Here is a 17,274-nt window from a genome sequence, read left to right on the forward strand (position 1 = left end):
CAATCCACCCCCATCACCCCATCACCCCAGCTACCGGGAGGAACCAGCGATGACGAACACCCGCAAGCCCGCCAAGACCACGACCCCCGCCAAGACCCCGGCCACGGCCCCGGCCGCCGAGACGTCCGCGAGGTTCACGGACGAGGAGCGAGCCGCGATGAAGGAGCACGCCGCAGAGCTGAAGGCGTCGGCCCGCCGCGGATCGCGCGCCGACAAGGCGGCGGCGGAGGAGGCCGACGTGATCGCGAAGATCGCCGAAATGCAGGACTCCGACCGGGTCATGGCGGAGCGCATCCACGCGATCGTCAAGGCGAGCGCGCCGGGCCTCGCGCCGAAGCTCTGGTACGGGATGCCGGCGTACGCCCGGGACGGCAAGGTGGTCTGCTTCTTCCAGAGCGCGGAGAAGTTCAAGGCGCGCTATGCGACGCTCGGCTTCAGCGACCAGGCGCACCTCGACGAGGGTTCCATGTGGGCGACGTCCTACGCCCTGCCGCGGCTGACGGCCGCGGACGAGGCGAAGATCGCCACGCTCGTGAAAAGCGCGGCACACTGATACCCAGCCCTGCCACAGCCGGCTCCGGCGCCGGACCGAGGAGAACGAACCGATCGTGCTCAAGCCCCACGTCCTCACGATCGGTTCGCAGTCCCCGCCCGCCGCGCGGGCGCCGTCGGCCCCGTCGACCGCCGTCTGGCTGGTGGACACCGACGACCGGGACGGCGCGGCGGCCCGGCTGGCCCCGGCGCTCCTGGACCCGGCCGAGCACCGGCGGGCGGCCGCCTTCGTGCGCGAGGAGGACGGCCGCCGCTACGTCGCCGCCCACGTGGCGCTGCGGGTCGTGCTCGGGTCCTGGCTGGACCTCGCCCCGGGCCGGGTACGGATCACCCGCGCACCGTGCCCCTCGTGCGGCGGCCCCCACGGACGGCCGGTGTCCGAGGACGGCCCCGTCCACTTCTCCCTGTCGCACAGTGACCGGCTCGCGCTGATCGCGGTGGGCCCGGTACCGGTGGGAGCCGACGTGGAGACGCTGGTTTCGGCCGCGGCCGTACGCGAGCTCGCCGGGCAACTGCACCCGCGGGAGGCCGCGGAACTGGAGGCCCTGCCCGCGGAGCAACGCCCCGAGGCCTTCGGCCGCGTCTGGGTCCGCAAGGAGGCGTACCTGAAGGGCCTGGGCATCGGTCTCGCCCGGGGCCTCGCCCTCGACTACGTGGGCACCGGCGACACGCCGGCGCACGGCGTGCCGGGCTGGTCCCTGACGAACGTGGCCGTCCCCCCGGGCTTCACCGCCGCCGTGGCGGAGACGGTCGCCGCCCCGTAGAGGGCAGCCCGTCATGAGCGGAGCGACCTGAATCCGGGGCGGGCACGCCCGCTCGCGGGCGTCAGTTGAACGACGGGATGACGTCGGAGCCGTAGGCGTCGATGGTCGCTTCCCGGGCGTCGTGCATGGCGTAGACGGCGAACTGGTCGACGCCGAGGGCCTGCAGGGCGCGGAGTTTCTCGATGTGGGCCTCGGCGGGGCCCAGGAGGCAGAAGCGGTCGACGATCTCGTCGGGGACGAAGTCGGTGGACGGGTTGCCGGCGCGGCCGTGGTGGCTGTAGTCGTAGCCGTGACGGGATTTGATGTATTCGGTGAGCTCCTCGGGAACCATCGAGGAGTGCTCGCCGTAGCGGGAGACCAGGTCGGCGACGTGGTTGCCGACCATGCCGCCGAACCAGCGGCACTGGTCGCGGGCGTGCGCGAGATCGTCCCCCACGTACGCCGGGGCCGCGACGCAGATGGTGATCGAGTCGGGGTCGCGGCCGGCCTCCGTGGCGGCCTGGCGGACCGCCTTGACCATCCACTCGGTGAGGTACAGGTCGGCGAGCTGGAGGATGAACCCGTCGGCCTTCTGTCCGGCGAGGGCGAGGGCCTTGGGCCCGTACGCGGCCATCCAGACGGGCAGCTTCCCGTCCGTGATCCAGGGGATCCGGATCGCATTGCCGTCGACCAGTGCCTCGCGGCCCTCCGCCAGGTCCCGGATGACCTCGATGGCGTCCCCGAGGCGGGCGAGGGTGTTGGGCGCGCGCCCGGCGACCCGCATCGCCGAGTCGCCGCGACCGATCCCGCAGACGGTGCGGTTGCCGTACATGTCGTTGAGGGTGGCGAAGGTGGAGGCGGTCACCTCCCAGGTGCGCGTACCCGGGTTGGTGACCATCGGACCGACGTGCATGCGCTGCGTGTTGGCCAGGATCTGGCTGTAGATGACGAACGGCTCCTGCCACAGGACGGCCGAGTCGAAGGTCCAGCCGTAGCGGAAGCCGTTGCGTTCGCCGCGCTTCATGAGGCTGACGACCTGGGAGGCCGGCGGGTCGGTTTGCAGGACGAGGCCGAAGTCCATGCATGGCTCCTTGCTGCTGCGTGCGTGCGTGCGGACTTGCGGCTTACAGGTACTGGCAGGTGGAGCGGGGGATGAAGGCCCCGTGGCCGACCCGGCCGGTGAACTCACGCCGGTCGACGACGAGTTCGCCGCGCGAGAGGACCGTGTCGACGCGTCCGGTGATCCGCTTGCCCTCGTACGCCGAGTAGTCCACGTTCATGTGGTGCGTTTCGGCGGAGATGACCTGCTCGGCGTGCGGATCGTAGAGGACGATGTCGGCGTCGGAACCGGGCGCGATGGTGCCCTTCTGCGGGTAGAGGCCGAACATCCGGGCCGGGGTCGCGCAGGCGATCTCGATCCAGCGTCGGCGGCTGATGTGCCCGTCCAGGACCGCCTGGTGGAGGAGGTCCATGCGGTTCTCCACCCCCGGCAGCCCGTTCGGAATCTTCGAGAAGTCGCCGCGGCCCAGCTCCTTCTGGCCGCGGAAGCAGAACGGGCAGTGGTCGGTGGAGACCACCTGGAGGTCGTTCGTCCGCAGACCCCGCCACAGCGCCGCCTGGTGCTCGCGGGGGCGCAGCGGTGTGGAGCAGACGTACTTCGCCCCCTGGAAGTCGGGCTCTTCGAGGTTGTCGGTGGACAGGAAGAGGTACTGCGGGCACGTTTCACCGAAGACCGGCAGGCCCTTGTCCCGGGCCGCCGCCAGCTCCGCGACCGCCTCCTCCGCCGAGACGTGGACGACGTAGAGAGGGGAGCCCGCGACCCGGGCGAGCTGGATGGCCCGGTGGGTGGCCTCGGCTTCGAGGAGGACCTTGCGGACCTCGCCGTGGTGGCGGGGGTCCGTCTCGCCGCGCGCCAGGGCCTGTTCGACGAGCACGTCGATCGCGATGCCGTTCTCGGCGTGCATCATGATCAGCCCGCCGTTGCCCGCGGCCCGCTGCATCGCCCGCAGGATCTGACCGTCGTCGCTGTAGAAGACTCCCGGGTACGCCATGAACAGCTTGAAGGAGGTGACCCCCTCCCCCACCAGGTGGTCCATCTCCTTCAGGGTCCGCTCGTTGACGTCCGAGAGGATCATGTGGAAGGCGTAGTCGACGGCGCACTTGCCGTCGGCCTTGGCGTACCAGGTGTCGAGGCCCTCGCGCAGGGCGTGGCCCGGGGTCTGGACGGCGAAGTCCACGATCGTGGTGGTGCCGCCCCAGGCGGCGGCCCGGGTGCCGGTCTCGAAGGTGTCGGAGGCCGCCGTGCCGCCGAAGGGCAGCTCCATGTGGGTGTGGGCGTCGACCCCGCCGGGGATGACGTACTTCCCGCTCGCGTCGATCGTCCGGTCGGCCGTCCAGGTTTCGGCGGCCGCCGTGCCGTGTGCCGCGAGGGCGGCGACCCGGCCGTCCTCGATCAGCACGTCGGCGTGGAGCTCGTCGGACGCGGTGATGACGAGCCCGCCGCGGATCAGGGTGCGGATGCTCATGTACGTCTCCCCCGGGGTTAGTTGAGGCTGCGGAGGGCCTCGGCGAGGATCTCGGCGCCCTCTTCCGCCTCGGCGACGGTGAGGGAGAGCGGCGGCGCGATGCGCAGCACGCTGGTGTTGTGGCCGCCGCCCTTGCCGAGCAGCAGGCCGCCGGCCCGGGCGGCCTCCAGTACGGCGGCGGCCGCCTCCGGGTCGGCCTGGTCGGTGCCGGGTTTCGTCAGCTCCAGGCCGGCCATCAGGCCCCGGCCGCGTACCTCCCGTACGGCGGGGACGGTCGCGGCGATGGCCCGCAGCCGCTCCAGCAGCAGGCCGCCGACGCGGCGGGAGTTGCCCTGGAGGTCGTGTTCGAGGAGGTAGGCGAGGTTGGCGACCCCGGCGGCCATGGTGACCGGGGAACCGCCGAAGGTGGAGATGGAGTTGGAGTCGAGGCAGTTCATCACCTCGGGCCGGGCCACGACTCCGCCGATGGACATGCCGTTGCCGATTCCCTTGGCGAAGGTGATGATGTCCGGCGGGCCGTTCTGGGCGTGGGCCTGCCAGCCCCAGAAGTGGTCGCCGGTACGGCCCCAGCCGGTCTGCACCTCGTCGCTGATCCAGAGGATGCCGTGCCGGTCGAGCACCTCGCGGAAGGATCCGTAGAGACCGTCGGGCGGCGAGGTGAACCCGCCGACTCCCTGGACCGGTTCGGCGATGAGCGCGGCGACCCCGCCGCGCGCTTGGCCGAGTACGTCTTCCAGGTCGGCGACGGCGGCGGCGGTGAAGGCGGCGTCGTCCAGGTGGGCGAAGGGGCCGCGGGTGCGGACCGCGCCGTGGACGTAGTACGTCTGGAGCGGCGAGAGGCTGGTCGGGGACCAGCCGCGGTTTCCGGTGATCGAGACGGTGGAGAAGGACCGGCCGTGGTAGCTGTTGCGCATCGCCAGGATCTGGTTGGAACGGCGGTACGTCGTCGCGAGCAGCAGGGCGGTGTCGTTGGCCTCGGTGCCGGAGGTGGTGAAGAAGACCCGGGCGTCGGGGATGCCGGACAACGCCGCGACGCGCTCGGCCAGTTCGATCATCGGGCGGTTGAGGTACAGGGTGGAGGAGTGGATGATCCGCCCGGCCTGTTCGGCGACGGCCTTGGTGACCTCGGGCAGGGCGTGGGCGGTCATCGTGGTGAGGATGCCGCCGAAGAAGTCGAGGTAGCGGTTGCCGTCGGCGTCCCAGACGTGGCGGCCCTCGCCGTGGGTGAGTTCGAGGGGGCGGTCGTAGTAGAGCGCGAGCCAGTCGGGCAGGACGGAGCGGTGCCGGCTGTGCAGGGGGATCGGGTTGGTCACGGCTGTACGAGTCCTCCGTAGGCGTCGGGGCGGCGGTCGCGGTAGAAGGCCCACTGGTCGCGGACCTCCTTGATGAGGTCGAAGTCGAGGTCGCGGACGAGGAGTTCCTCTTCCTTGTCGCTGGCGACGTCGCCGACGAACTGACCGCGCGGGTCGACGAAGTAGCTGGTGCCGTAGAAGTCGTTGTCGCCGTACTCCTCCTGGCCGACGCGGTTGATGGCGGCGACGAAGTACTCGTTGGCCACGGCGGAGGCGGGCTGCTCCAGCTGCCACAGGTAACCGGACAGGCCGCGGGAGGTCGCGGAGGGGTTGTAGACCAACTGTGCGCCGTTCAGGCCCAGTTCGCGCCAGCCCTCCGGGAAGTGGCGGTCGTAGCAGATGTAGACGCCGATCCGGCCGACGGCGGTGTCGAACACGGGGAAGCCGAGGTTGCCCGGGCGGAAGTAGTACTTCTCCCAGAAGCCCCTGACCTGGGGGATGTGGTGCTTGCGGTACTTGCCGAGGTAGCTGCCGTCGGCGTCGATGACCGCGGCGGTGTTGTAGTAGTGGCCCTCGGACTCCAGCTCGAAGACCGGTACGACGATCACCATGCCGGTCTCGCGGGCGAGGGCCCGCATGCGCTGGACGGTGGGGCCGTCGGGGACGGCCTCGGCCCACCGGTAGTGCTCGGGCTCCTGGACCTGGCAGAAGTAGGGGGCGTTGAAGACTTCCTGGAAGCCGATGACCTGCGCACCCTGGGCGGCGGCCCGGCGGGCGTGCTCCTCGTGTTTGGCGATCATCGACTCGGTGTCTCCGGTCCAGGTGGCCTGGACGAGTGCGGCGCGAACGACTTGGGCCATGAGCTGCTCCTCGCGACGGGGTACGCCGGCTTCTACGCACGTAGAGGGTGTACGACGGCTGCGCGTAGGGAGTTGAAGGTAGGCCTCGGCCAGGCCCGGGGCAAGACCGCCTTGCGCGGTTGGAGTAGTCGATCAGCAAACGCAGGAGTTACGTCGGCACGTGGTCGTTTCCGGTCAGGAGACGGGCAGATTCGCGACTCGAAGGGCGTGCAACAGGTCGCGGTGATGAGCCCCCGAGAGGGCTCCGGCGGCGCGGAGCAGCCTGGGTGCGAACCAGCCGGGGTCCCGGCGGGCGAGCCGGGCCGACTCCTCGGCGGTGCGCACCCGGACGAAGGCGGCGAGCAGCGCGTCGGCCTCCTGGGTGTGTCCGGCCGCCCCGAGCACGAGCGCGATCTCGGCGATCTCGGCGGCCGGGCGGGCCGCGCCCTGGCGCAGCAGGGCGTCGCGGTCGGCCGGCCCGAGGGCGGCCGCGGCCGCGGCGAACCGGGCGGGCGGCAGCGAGGCCGCTTCCCAGAGCAGGGTGGCCCAGTCCGCGGCCAGACCGGCCCGCCGCAGCTCCTCCCCCAGCAGGACCAGCCGCTCGGCGGGCCCGGCGGCGGCCTCGCAGAGCAGCACGTGCGCCTCCCCGCTCCGCCCCTGCCCCCGCAAGGCCACGAGCCCCTCCACGAACCCGCCGGGAGCCCCGGCCCGCTGGGCGGGCGCGGCGGGCGGGGCGCCTCCGGGCGTGGAGCCGGGTGTTGAGCCGGGCGCGGAGCCGGGCCACTGGGCGGAGCCTGCGGGCCGGCCACCGGCACGGTCCCGGTCCCGGTCCGGCCACGGGGTGGGCTCGCCCTGCGGGTGGGGCCGGGGCCCCGGGCCCGGTGCGGGGGTGTATCCCGTGCTCCAGGCCGGGGCGCCGGGCGGGCGTCCGCCCTGGCCCGTGGAGCCGGAGTCGCCACCCGGCCCGCCGGAAGCAGGGCTCCAGGGCGCCTCGGCCGACGCCCCGGCCCCCCTGTGGCCGGCCGCCTGCCCGAACCCGCCTGCCGAAGCCCCCTGTTCCGGCGCCGGGTCCCCCGCCGGGGCGGGCTCGGCCGCCGGGCGGGCGGGCCGCCCGAAGCGGGCCCCGCGCAGGGGCGGGGCGGACGACGGCTGCCCCGGGGGCATGGTGACGGCCCGGGCTTCGGGCGCCGCCGTGCCCGCGTACCGGGCCCCGCCGCTGCGCCGCGCACCGCGCAGCCACCGGCCCTCGGCCCGCCCGACCGGCTCCCCCGTCCCTTCCGGCACGGGGCCCGATGCCGCGTCCGATGCCGCGTTCGGATCCGCGGCCGGATCCGCGGCCGGATCCGCGGCCGGATCCGCGGCCGGATCCGCGGCCAGGGACCCCGCCCCGGTCGGCGCGCCGCCCTGCGTCCCTTCCCGCGGCCCCGGCCACACCGGGCCCGGCGACGTCGGGGGGCGCTGTGCGGGCACCCCGTTCAGGGCCTCCGGCTGCGCGGGCGCCGGGTACCCGGGCCAGTCGGCCCCCGGGGACACCGCCCTCAGGCGGGCCGCCAGGTCCTCGTGGCGGGCCGTCGCGCGGACGTCGTCGTCGCGGGTCCAGGAGAGTTCCCGGGACAGGGCCTCCGCCTGCGCCGGGTCCGCCGTTTCCGCGAGCCGCGCCGACAGGGTGCGCAGCGCCGCCCGGGCCCGTGCCCGCTGCTCGGCGGCCGATGCGAGCAGGGTGTGCAGTTCCTCCGCCCCGCCCGGCAGCCGGTCCCAGACCCCGACCGCCGCGGCCCGAAGGCCGGCCGCGTACCGCGTCTCCCGCGAGAGGTCCTGCGGGTCCGCCGATGCGGCCAAGTCGCCGAGCAGGGACTCCAGTACGTCCCACGGAGGTATCGCGGCCCCGGCCAGACAGGCCCGCATCCCCTCCGGGTCCCGCCGCAGGAACTCCCCGTACCAGCCGGCCCCTGGATCCAGTCGCTGCGTCAATCCCCGCATGTATCCGGAGAGTTGGCCGATCACCTGCGAAGTCGCGGTCTCCATCCCCGCATTGGATCCCACTCGTGTTACGGGCGGGCTACAGGAGTCTCAAAGCTTGGCGGCGGGCGGGGCAAGCCTGACCGCGATCGCGGTGTGCGGCCGCCCGCGCCGGACCACGGCCGCCGGCACGTCCAGCATCCAGAACTGCCACGTGTACTTGCGCGTCATCAGCTTCCGCACCCGCTTCAGCCCCGCCGCGTCCAGCAGCCGCGCCTCGCCCTCGGCCACCACTGCCCCGTCGGCCACCCGCCCGCGTACGTCACAGGCCACGACCGTGACCCGCCCGTCGTTGCGGATCCGCTTCACCTTCCACGCGTCGTCGCGCGTCCACACGTACAGCTCGCCGCCGTCCGCCACCGCCCACACCGGCGTGGCCACGGCCGTCCCGTCCTTGCGGAAGGTGGTGAGACTGACGTACCTCGCTCGGCCCAGCTCCTCGATCGTCATGCGCCCGACCCTACGCGTGCCGCCTGTCAACGGGAGGTGACGGCCCGCTCCAGCAGGCCGCGCAGCACGCTCTGCTCCTGCGGGGCGAGCCCGGACAGCGGGGAGCCCTCGGAGAGGAGCGCGAGGAGCCGGGCGCGCAGGGCGGCGCCCTCGGGCGTGAGGACGAGGTGCTTGGCGCGGCGGTCGGTGGGGTGCGGGTGCCGCTCGATCAGGCTCCGCTTCTCCAGCTTGTCGACCACGAAGGTGGTGTTGGAGGGCTCGCAGCTCATGCGTTCGGAGAGGTCCCGCATGGTCATCGGCCCGCTCATCTCCCGCAGCGCGGTCGCCTGGGCCGCGGTGAGGCCCAGCGTGGCGGCACGCTCCCGCACGTGCTCGGCGATCCGCTGGGCCAGTCCGTTCACCAGTCCGCACAGCTGTCGCTCGGCGATGGCCTGGATCTCGGGAGGTGTGGTCATGACGTCAGTTTAACAAATGACTCAAGCCAGAATATTTACAGCTTGAATGATTCGAACTTGATGCTTATGGTTGGCCTCGCCGCCGACAGACCGGTCGGCGGCGGCCTGACGACCACTCACAGGGGAGCACCCATGCCCGATTTGACGACGGCGCGCGACGAACGGCTGCGCCGGCCCGCGGGCATCCGCTCGCTCCGGCTGGGCGACACGAAGGTCTCGTACGTACCGGACGGCGACGTACGGCTCCGGCCGCTGCCGCTGCTCCCGGACACCACCGACGAGGTGTGGAACGCCCACCCGGAGTACCTGGACACGGCGGGCCACCTCGTGGCGAGCGTCGGCGGCCTGCTGGTGGAGCACGGCGGCCGCGCGCTGCTGATCGACGCGGGCTTCGGCCCGCAGACGCTCCGGGCTCCGGACGGCCCCGTCGGCGTGATCCGCGGAGGCGCGCTCCCCGGCAGCCTGACCGAACTCGGCCGCGCCCCCGGGGACATCGAGGCGGTGGCCTTCACCCACCTCCACTCCGACCACATCGGCTGGGCCGTCCACCCCGCGCCCGGCGAGGACCACGGCATCTTCACCGGCGCCGAGTACCTGATCGCCCGGCCCGAGTGGGACCGGCTCGACCTGCTGGCGGCCGAGGGCACGACCGAGCGGGTGGCGGCCCTCGCGCCGCGCGTGCGCACGCTCACGGACGGGCAGGAGGTCTTCCCCGGGGTACGCGTGCGGATCACCCCCGGGCACACCGTCGGGCACGCCGAGTACGTCATCACCGGAGGCGGCCGGCGCCTGATCGCCTTCGGCGACGCGCTGCATTCGCCGATCCAGATCGGCCGCCCCGGCTGGTCCTCGGCCTTCGACCACGACCTCGCCCGGACCGCCGTCCACCGCCGCCGGCTCGTCGCGGAGCTGGCGGAGCCGGGAACCATCGGCTTCGGCGTCCACTTCGCCGACGTGGTGTTCGGGCAGGTCCGGCAGGACGGGGGCGGCCCGGCCTGGCACCCCGTGGACGCCTGACCGGCCGCCGCGGGGGCCGGGGCCTCAGCCGGCCGAGGCCGACGCCGGAGCGGCCCCCGGAGCCGGAGCCGCGACCTCCTCCGGGTGGTGGGAGGCCACGCCGCCCGGGTCCTTGGCGTGGGCCCGGCCCTCGGGAGCGGCGCACGCCGCGAGCAGCAGGCCGCCCGCGAGGAGGGCGCCCACGAGTCCGAGGCCGAGCCGCTTGGATGTGGATGCGTTCATGTCTGACACGCCTTCACGCTTGCCCCGCGCCCCGGCCGCCGCACCGCCGATTGGGCCGTTCGGCCGTCGGGGCCCGCCCTAACGGCACGCCGAAGGGCGGGCCCGGCGGCCGAACGGCCGCGACCCGCCCACTCCCCTGGACCTCACACGGGGACGAGGGCGCAGCGCCGCAGCACTTCGTCCAGGGAGAGTCCCAGCGCCCCGGCGAGGGCGGCGACGGTGAAGAAGGCCGGTGTCGGAGCCCGGCCGGTCTCGATCTTGCGGAGGGTTTCGGCGGAGAGCCCGGCACTGGCCGCGACCTCGACCATGCTGCGGCCGCCGCGCGCCGTGCGCAGCAGGGCGCCCAGCCGCTCGCCGCGCTCGCGCTCTTCGGGGGTGAGAGGGGTACGGACCATGGCCTCATCCTACCCCGGAACCCAATAAGTATCCCGTTACAGTTATACCGGTATAGTTATTGGCGTGATGGAACTGAAGACAGACCGATCGATCGACCAGATGCGCGCCGCCGGCCGCGTCGTCGCGCACGCCCTCGCCGCCGTCCGGGACCGGGCCGCCGTCGGGGTGTCCCTGCTGGAGCTGGACCTGGCCGCCCGCGAGGTGCTCCGCGAGGCGGGCGCGAGCTCGCCCTTCCTCGGCTACCGGCCGCGGTTCGCGCCGGTCCCCTTCCCCGCCGTCATCTGCGCCTCCGTCAACGACGCGATCGTGCACGGCATCCCCGACGGCTACCGTCTGCGCGACGGCGACCTGGTCAGCATCGACTGCGGCGCGAAACTGGGCGGCTGGGTGGGCGACGCGGCCGTCAGCTTCACCGTGGGCCGGGCCCGCCCCGCCGACCTGCGGCTCATCGCGACCGCCGAGGCCGCCCTCGCGGCGGGCATCGCCGCCGCCCGGCCCGGTGGCCGCGTCGGCGACATCGCCCACGCCATCGGCACCGTCTGCCGCGCCGCCGGGTACGGCATCCCCGACGGCTTCGGCGGCCACGGCGTCGGACGCTCCATGCACGAGGAGCCCGGCGTGCCCAACGAGGGCCCGGCGGGGCAGGGTACGAAGCTGCGCGCCGGCATGGTGATCGCGATCGAGCCGATGCTGATCGCGGGCGGCACGGACGACTACGCCTGCGACGCGGACGGCTGGACCCTGCGGACCGTCGACGGCAGCCGTGCCGCGCACGCCGAGCACACGGTCGCGATCACCGCCGCCGGTCCGAGGATCCTCACCGCCCTGTAGGGCCTACCGCTCCCCGCTCGGGCGCACCACCATCGCCGAGCCGCCGCCCCGCCGGGTCGTCTCGGCCGCGGCCAGCCACCGCCCGTCGGGCAGCCGCTGGACTCCGGTCGCCGCGCCGATCTCCGGGTTCTGCCGGAAGCCCTGTCCGAGGGCTTCCAGCTCGGCCCGGACCGGGCTGTTCCACAGGCCCGGCTCCAGCTCGGTGGTGGTCTGGTTGCGCTGGCTGGCCCGCGGCGCGGCGATGGCCTCGACCAGCGGCAGCCCGCGGTCCAGGTGCCCGGTCAGGGTCTGGAGCACCGTGGTGATGATGGTCGCCCCGCCCGGGGAGCCCAGCGCCAGCACCGGGCGTCCGTCGTCCAGCACGATGGTCGGGGACATCGACGAGCGCGGCCGCTTGCCGGGACCCGGCAGGTTGGGGTCGGGGACGCCGGGGGCGGCCGGTGCGAACGAGAAGTCGGTCAGCTCGTTGTTGAGCAGGAAGCCGCGCCCCGGGACGGTGATGGCGCTGCCGCCGGTCGACTCGATGGTCAGCGTGTAGGAGACCACGTTGCCCCAGCGGTCGGCGACGGTCAGGTGCGTGGTGTTCTCCCCCTCGAACGTCGTCGGGGCCGCCTGCCCGCCGGCGCCGCAGGCGACCGGGTTGCGGGGATCACCCGGAGCCAGCGGGCTGGTCAGCGCCTTGGCCGGGTCGATGAGGCAGCCGCGCGAGTCCGCGTAGCGCTGCGAGAGCAGCTCCTTCGTGGGCACGTCCTCGGCGGCCGGGTCGCCGACCCAGCGGCCCCGGTCGGCGAAGGAGATCCGGGAGGACTCGATGAAGCGGTGCAGGTACTGGGCTTCGGTGAGCGCTCCGAGGTCGGTGCGCTCCAGGATGTTCAGGGCCTCGCCGACGGTGGTGCCGCCGGAGGAGGACGGGGCCATGCTGTACACGTCCAGGCCGCGGTAGCCGACCCGGGTCGGCTCCTGCCACTTGGTCGCGTACGCGCGCAGGTCCCCGGTGGTCAGATCGCCGGAACGGACCACGCGGGTGGCGGCCGGGTCCACGGGGGGCGTGCGCACGGCCCGGACGATGTCCTCGGCCAGGCGGCCCCGGTAGAGCGCGCCCGCGCCCTTGCGGCCGAGTTCCGCGTACGTGGCCGCCAGGTCGGGGTTCTTGAAGGTGGAGCCGACCACCGGGAGTTCTCCGCCGGGCAGGAAGAGCTTCCTCGTGTCGGGGAAGTCCCGGAAGCGGGCCTCGTTGAGCGCGGTCTGGGCCCGGAAGGTGGAGTCCACGGCGAAGCCCTCGCGGGCCAGCTTCTCGGCGGGCTTGAGGAGGTGGCCCAGCGAGCGGGTGCCCCAGGCGTCGAGCGCGCTCTTCCAGGTCGCCGGGGTGCCGGGGACTCCGACTCCGCGGCCGCTGGTCTGGCCCTCGGCGAAGGGGATGGGCAGGCCGTTCTCCTGGAACAGCGCGGCGGTGGCCGTCGCCGGGGCGGTCTCGCGGCCGTCGATGGTGCGCACCCGGCCGGACCGGGCGTCGTAGTACACGAAGTAGCCGCCCCCGCCGATGCCGGCGGAGTACGGCTCGGTGACCCCGAGCGCGGCGGCCGTCGCGACGGCGGCGTCCACGGCATTGCCTCCGGAGCGCAGGACGGCGATGCCGACCGCGCTGGCGTCGGCGTCGACGCTGGCGACGGCCCCGCCGTAACCGGCGGCCACCGGGACCTTGGGCGGGGTGGCGCCCGGGGACGACGGGGCAGCGGCCCCGGTCGAGACGAGCGCCCCGGCGAGCGCGACGAGCGCTAACTGACGTGCGGCGGGACCACGCATTCGGTTCCTCCAGTCGACTGCCTGTCAGACCATGGAGCGGCAGCGTAACTTCCGTGCACCCACCGCGTCATGAAGGCAGTGTGACGGCTACGATCCGCCGCATGAATGAGGACGTCCGCAACATCGTGCTCGGGGTGATCGCCACCGCGTGCAGCGGCGGGTTCGGCTGGTTCACCCGGACCTACCTGTGGCGCCGCGCCCTGCGCCGCAAGCAGGCCTTCTTCGGCCTGCCGACCGGTTCAGACTGCCTGTTCGTGGTGAACCGGCACATGAGCGGTACCGAGGGCTCGGTGAACCGCAAGGATGCCTTCGCGCTGTTGGAGATAGCCGGACTGATCAAGGACTGCGGGGCGAACCTGCAGATCGTCACCCACGACGGGGCCCGCCAGGGCTTCGGCGAGCGTGCCGAGTTCTGTGTCGGCGGACCCGTCTCCAACGCCCGGACGGCGGCCCACCTGAGCTCCATGCTGCCGGGAGTCCACTTCGACGACAGCCGCGAGCGCTCGCCGGAGCGGGGTGCGCTCACCCTCGGCGGCGAGAAGTACCGCTGGCAGGAGGGCCTGGTCGAGCACGTCCTGCTGGCCCGGCTGACGGCCGGGGCGGGGACCCGACCGGTGTTCCTCATGGCGGGCCAGACGGCCAACAGCAATCACGCCGCGGCCCGTTACCTCGCCAGACACCACAAGGAGCTGGCCCGCACCTACGGCCAGGACTCCTTCTGCATCCTGCTGAAGGTGATCAACTCCAATGCCTACGGGCCGGACGTGACCGAACTGATCGCCGACGTCACCCGGCCGGCCCGGATACCCGCAGCGGCAGCCGTGTGATCCCGTTGATGAAGTTCGACACCAGCCGGCGCGGCGGGCCCGCCAGTTCCGGTGCCGGCATGGCGGCGACCCACTCCTCGTAGAGGACGCGGAGCTGGAGCCGGGCGAAGTGCGCGCCCAGGCACACGTGCGGGCCGTCGCCGAAGGAGACGTGCGGGTTGGGGGTCCGGCCGAGGTCGAGGCGGCCCGGGTCGGTGAAGACGCGCTCGTCGTGGTTGGCGGAGGCGTGGAAGACCACGACCTTGTCGCCGGCCCGGATCCGCTGCCCGGCGAGCTCGGTGTCGGCGGCGGCGGTGCGGCGAAAGCTCAGCACCGGCGGGTGGACGCGCAGGAGTTCCTCGACGGCCCGGTCCGCCGGGGCCCGCCCCCCGGCCAGTGCGGCGTAGGCGGCCGGGTCGCGGGCCAGGGCGAGCAGGCCGCCGGGGGCGGCACTGCGCACGGTGTCGTTGCCCGCGACGGTGAGCAGGAAGAAGAACATCTCCAGCTCCGCGTCCTCCAGTCCGGCGAGCGCGAGGGTGGTCATCACGTCGTCGCCGGGGTGGGCCCGCTTGTGGGCGGCCAGTTCGCGGGCGTACGCGAACATCTCCCCCAGCAGCGCGGGAGAGCGCGGGTTCAGCGGCTTCCCGTCCGGTCCGAGCAGCGGGGCCGGGGCGTCCTCCGGGTCCTGGTAGCCGATGATCCGTACGGTCCACTCCAGCAGCAGCCCCCGGTCGGCCGCCGGGACGCCCAGCAGGTCGGTGAGGTTCAGCAGCGCGTACGTGTCCGTGACGGTGCGCACCACGTCGGCGGCGCCGTCCTCGGCGCCGTCGCGGGCGGCGCGCAGCAGCGTACGGGCGCGGCCGCGGACCCGGGCGGCGAAGGCGTCGACCCGGGCCGGCGTGAAGGCGCGGGCCACGGTCCGGCGCAGGGTGCCGTGCTCGGGGGGATCCTGGTTGAGCATGGTGCGCCGCAGGAAGGGCAGGTCGGCCGGGTCGGGGTCGCGGATCTGGGTGGCGCCCAGGTGCGAGGAGTACGTGCGGTGGTCGCGCAGGACCCGGACCACGTCGGCGTGCCGGGTGACGGCCCAGAAGCCGGGGCCGGCGGGCCAGCCCAGCACCGACGGCTCGCTCTGCCAGGCCACCGGGCGGTGGTCGCGCAGCAGCCGGTAGCGCTCGTACGGGACGCCTTCGGCGTAGAGGCGCGGGTCGAAGACGTCGGGGGCCGGTCCTTGGTCCATGCGCCACACGGTGGCGGGGAGCGGCCCGCCCCGCAAGGGGACCGGCGGGGGCCCCGGCCCGGGAAGGCCGTCCCGCGCGGTCCGGCGGGGGCTCAGTCCTCCGGCCTGACCTCGCACACGGCGCTCCGCTCCTTGCCGTCGGAGCCGACGAGGAGGATCTCGGGGGCCGGCCGGACGCTCACGGCCGCGAGGGCCGTGCACGCCAGTTGGCGGCGGGCCGGTCCGGACAGCGGCTCGACGGGGAGGGGCAGGACGAGGCGGATGGAATCCCCGTCGCCGGCGACCTCGATCGGGCCGCGGGCCGGGCCCTTGGCGACGGCATCCGGGGACTTGGGGTCCGGCGCCGGGATCTCGGTGGTCAGACCGGCCTCCCGCGCGGCCTCGTTCGGGCCGCCCAGCAGCATCCCGATCGTGAAGCCGACGTCCGGCCGCTGCATCCGGTCGGAGACCGGCACCGGGACGAGCGCGCCGTCGGGCGCGATGAAGTAGAGCAGGCCCGGGTCCGGCGCGGTGGCCAGCTTCACGGTCCCGGCGCGGCCGCTCTCGACGACCCCGGTGGTGGCGATGCCGCAGCCGGTGGCGAGCAGCAGCGGAACGGTCAGTGCGGCCGCGGCCGCGGCCCTGCGCACCCGGGTCATACGCGGGCCTCCAGCGGCATGTCGAGGGTGAAGAGCGCGCCGCCGCCGGGTCCGTTGGCCGCGTGCAGGGTGCCGCCGTGCAGGCGGACGTTCTCCAGGGTGATGGCCAGGCCGAGACCGCTGCCCGTGGAGCGGGTGCGCGCGGCGTCGGCCTTGAAGAAGCGGTCGAAGATGTGGGGCAGCACCTCGGGGGCGATGCCGGGCCCGCTGTCGGCGACCTCGACGAGCAGCCGCCGGCCCTCGGGCCGGGTCTCGGTGCGGACGCCGACGCGGACCGGGGCCCCGCCGTGTTTGAGGGCGTTGCCCACGAGGTTGGCGAGGACCACGTCGAAGCGGCGCGGGTCGAGCCGGGCCCGGACGTCCGGGGGCAGGTCGGTGCTGACCCGCCCGTCGGTCCAGTGGCGGCGTTCCAGGGTCTTGGTGACGGTCTCGGCGACGTCGACCTCGTCGAGGTTGAGCTCGGCGGCGCGGGCGTCGAAGCGGGAGATCTCCATGAGGTCCTCGACGAGCACGGCGAGCTTCCCGGTCTCGGCGCTGATCAGGCGCAGCGCTTTGGCGGTGTCGGGGTCGAGCTCCTCGGCACCCTCGTCGAGGACCTCGGTGACGGCGAGCATCCCGGCGAGCGGGGTGCGCAGTTCGTGGGAGACGTCGGCGGCGAAGCGGCGGGCGCGGGCCTCGGCCTCCCGGAGTTCGCTGACCGACTGTTCGAGGGCGCGGGCCGTCTCGTTGAAGGTGCGTGCGAGTCCGGCGAGTTCGTCGGCTCCGCGCACCTCGATCCGGGTGTCGAGCCGGCCGCGTCCCAGCCGCTGGGCGGCCTTGCGCATGTCCCGTACGGGCCTCAGGACGCTGCGCGCCGCGAGCAGGGCGGGGATCAGGGAGATCGCCAGGCCCGGTACGGCGCCCGTTCTGGCGGCGGCGACCAGGGCCTCCACGGTGGTCTGCTCCGTGTCCAGGGGTACGACCGCGTAGAAGACCGCGCCGGTGGTCTCGTAGGCCTCGTTGTGCTTGAAGACGGCGGGCATGCCGACGACGAGGGCGAGGTTGCCGTTGCGGTCCTTCGTGCGCTGGAAGGCCCCGTGCGGATGGGCGGTCACCTGGCTGCGGAGCTTTCCGGTGACGGAGGGGGAGACGGGGGCACCGCCCTGGTTCGAGGTGGCGCGGAGCTTTCCGTACTCCCCGTAGACGATCCAGGGGTGCGGCTGGCCGCGCTTGCCCAGTTCGCCGACGAGCCGCTGGAGTTCCGCCTGCCCCATGGGCAGTTGGGTGTACTGGGAGTCGACCAGGTCGCGCAGGGTGCTGACGGCGGTGTCCTGGCTCTGCTTGAGGATCGCGTTGCGGGCCTGCTGGTAGGTGAGCGCGGCCGTGCTCACCGCGCAGATGGCGGCGACCATCAGGAAGGCGGCGATCAGCCGGGTGCGCAGGCCCAGTGGGGCGAAACGTCTCATGCGC

At 73.6% G+C, this 17,274-nt stretch carries 18 protein-coding genes; 5 read left to right on the forward strand and 13 right to left on the reverse strand.

What is annotated here, in order from left to right; translation table 11 throughout:
- Positions 1-49: 49 nt before the first annotated feature.
- Positions 50-553, forward strand: a complete 504-nt coding sequence (locus tag AC6CKD_RS26650) for an iron chaperone (protein WP_498330574.1) — start codon at positions 50-52, stop codon at positions 551-553.
- A gap of 55 nt (positions 554-608) precedes the next feature.
- Positions 609-1,316 carry a 4'-phosphopantetheinyl transferase family protein gene (locus AC6CKD_RS26655; RefSeq protein ID WP_498330576.1) on the forward strand — a complete coding sequence of 236 codons (708 nt, stop codon included), beginning with the start codon at positions 609-611 and terminating at the stop codon, positions 1,314-1,316.
- A 61-nt stretch (positions 1,317-1,377) separates the two neighbouring features.
- Here the strand turns inward: AC6CKD_RS26655 and AC6CKD_RS26660 are convergent, their stop codons facing one another.
- From AC6CKD_RS26660 to AC6CKD_RS26690, 7 genes are all read right to left on the reverse strand, one after another.
- Positions 1,378-2,376, reverse strand: coding sequence for a TIGR03842 family LLM class F420-dependent oxidoreductase (locus AC6CKD_RS26660; RefSeq protein ID WP_498330578.1), 999 nt, complete (start codon positions 2,374-2,376; stop codon positions 1,378-1,380).
- Positions 2,377-2,419: 43 nt separating this feature from the next.
- On the reverse strand, positions 2,420-3,820 hold the full coding sequence (gene hydA / locus AC6CKD_RS26665; protein WP_498330579.1) for a dihydropyrimidinase: 1,401 nt from the start codon (positions 3,818-3,820) through the stop codon (positions 2,420-2,422).
- A 17-nt stretch (positions 3,821-3,837) separates the two neighbouring features.
- Positions 3,838-5,133: an aspartate aminotransferase family protein gene (locus AC6CKD_RS26670; RefSeq protein WP_498330581.1), complete on the reverse strand. Its 1,296-nt coding sequence runs from the start codon at positions 5,131-5,133 to the stop codon at positions 3,838-3,840.
- On the reverse strand, positions 5,130-5,972 hold the full coding sequence (locus AC6CKD_RS26675) for a nitrilase-related carbon-nitrogen hydrolase (protein ID WP_498330583.1): 843 nt from the start codon (positions 5,970-5,972) through the stop codon (positions 5,130-5,132). Before AC6CKD_RS26675 ends, AC6CKD_RS26670 begins: the two co-directional genes overlap by 4 nt.
- Before the next feature lie 174 nt (positions 5,973-6,146).
- On the reverse strand, positions 6,147-7,976 hold the full coding sequence (locus AC6CKD_RS26680) for a hypothetical protein (protein WP_498330585.1): 1,830 nt from the start codon (positions 7,974-7,976) through the stop codon (positions 6,147-6,149).
- 45 nt (positions 7,977-8,021) lie between these two features.
- Complete coding sequence (locus AC6CKD_RS26685; RefSeq protein WP_498330587.1) at positions 8,022-8,420, reverse strand: PPOX class F420-dependent oxidoreductase; 399 nt, start codon at positions 8,418-8,420, stop codon at positions 8,022-8,024.
- A gap of 26 nt (positions 8,421-8,446) precedes the next feature.
- On the reverse strand, positions 8,447-8,875 hold the full coding sequence (locus AC6CKD_RS26690; protein WP_498330588.1) for a MarR family winged helix-turn-helix transcriptional regulator: 429 nt from the start codon (positions 8,873-8,875) through the stop codon (positions 8,447-8,449).
- Positions 8,876-9,007: 132 nt separating this feature from the next.
- Here AC6CKD_RS26690 and AC6CKD_RS26695 point away from each other — a divergent pair, with 132 nt between their 5' ends.
- A complete protein-coding gene (locus tag AC6CKD_RS26695) occupies positions 9,008-9,892 on the forward strand; it encodes an MBL fold metallo-hydrolase (protein ID WP_498330590.1) in 885 nt (294 codons plus the stop codon).
- Positions 9,893-9,916: 24 nt separating this feature from the next.
- Here the strand turns inward: AC6CKD_RS26695 and AC6CKD_RS26700 are convergent, their stop codons facing one another.
- Together AC6CKD_RS26700 and AC6CKD_RS26705 are read right to left on the reverse strand one after the other, a co-directional pair.
- Positions 9,917-10,114, reverse strand: coding sequence for a hypothetical protein (locus AC6CKD_RS26700; protein WP_498330591.1), 198 nt, complete (start codon positions 10,112-10,114; stop codon positions 9,917-9,919).
- 143 nt (positions 10,115-10,257) lie between these two features.
- A complete protein-coding gene (locus AC6CKD_RS26705; RefSeq protein WP_498330592.1) occupies positions 10,258-10,509 on the reverse strand; it encodes a helix-turn-helix domain-containing protein in 252 nt (83 codons plus the stop codon).
- A gap of 64 nt (positions 10,510-10,573) precedes the next feature.
- On the opposite strand from AC6CKD_RS26705, the gene map reads away from it, so the two are divergent.
- Positions 10,574-11,341: a type I methionyl aminopeptidase gene (map, locus tag AC6CKD_RS26710; protein ID WP_498330594.1), complete on the forward strand. Its 768-nt coding sequence runs from the start codon at positions 10,574-10,576 to the stop codon at positions 11,339-11,341.
- 3 nt (positions 11,342-11,344) lie between these two features.
- On the opposite strand, the gene ggt is transcribed toward map, so the two are convergent.
- A complete protein-coding gene (ggt, locus tag AC6CKD_RS26715) occupies positions 11,345-13,144 on the reverse strand; it encodes a gamma-glutamyltransferase (RefSeq protein ID WP_498330596.1) in 1,800 nt (599 codons plus the stop codon).
- A gap of 101 nt (positions 13,145-13,245) precedes the next feature.
- Here ggt and AC6CKD_RS26720 point away from each other — a divergent pair, with 101 nt between their 5' ends.
- Positions 13,246-13,971 carry a hypothetical protein gene (locus tag AC6CKD_RS26720; RefSeq protein ID WP_498330598.1) on the forward strand — a complete coding sequence of 242 codons (726 nt, stop codon included), beginning with the start codon at positions 13,246-13,248 and terminating at the stop codon, positions 13,969-13,971.
- Here the strand turns inward: AC6CKD_RS26720 and AC6CKD_RS26725 are convergent.
- The 3 genes from AC6CKD_RS26725 to AC6CKD_RS26735 form a co-directional block, all read right to left on the reverse strand.
- On the reverse strand, positions 13,931-15,187 hold the full coding sequence (locus AC6CKD_RS26725) for a cytochrome P450 (protein WP_498330600.1): 1,257 nt from the start codon (positions 15,185-15,187) through the stop codon (positions 13,931-13,933). The genes AC6CKD_RS26720 and AC6CKD_RS26725 overlap by 41 nt on opposite strands.
- Positions 15,188-15,279: 92 nt before the next feature.
- Positions 15,280-15,825, reverse strand: a complete 546-nt coding sequence (locus AC6CKD_RS26730) for a hypothetical protein (protein WP_498330602.1) — start codon at positions 15,823-15,825, stop codon at positions 15,280-15,282.
- On the reverse strand, positions 15,822-17,270 hold the full coding sequence (locus AC6CKD_RS26735) for an ATP-binding protein (protein ID WP_498330603.1): 1,449 nt from the start codon (positions 17,268-17,270) through the stop codon (positions 15,822-15,824). Before AC6CKD_RS26735 ends, AC6CKD_RS26730 begins: the two co-directional genes overlap by 4 nt.
- Between the last annotated feature and the right edge of the window lie 4 nt (positions 17,271-17,274).

It is taken from the genome of Streptomyces sp. GQ60, assembly GCF_059758875.1.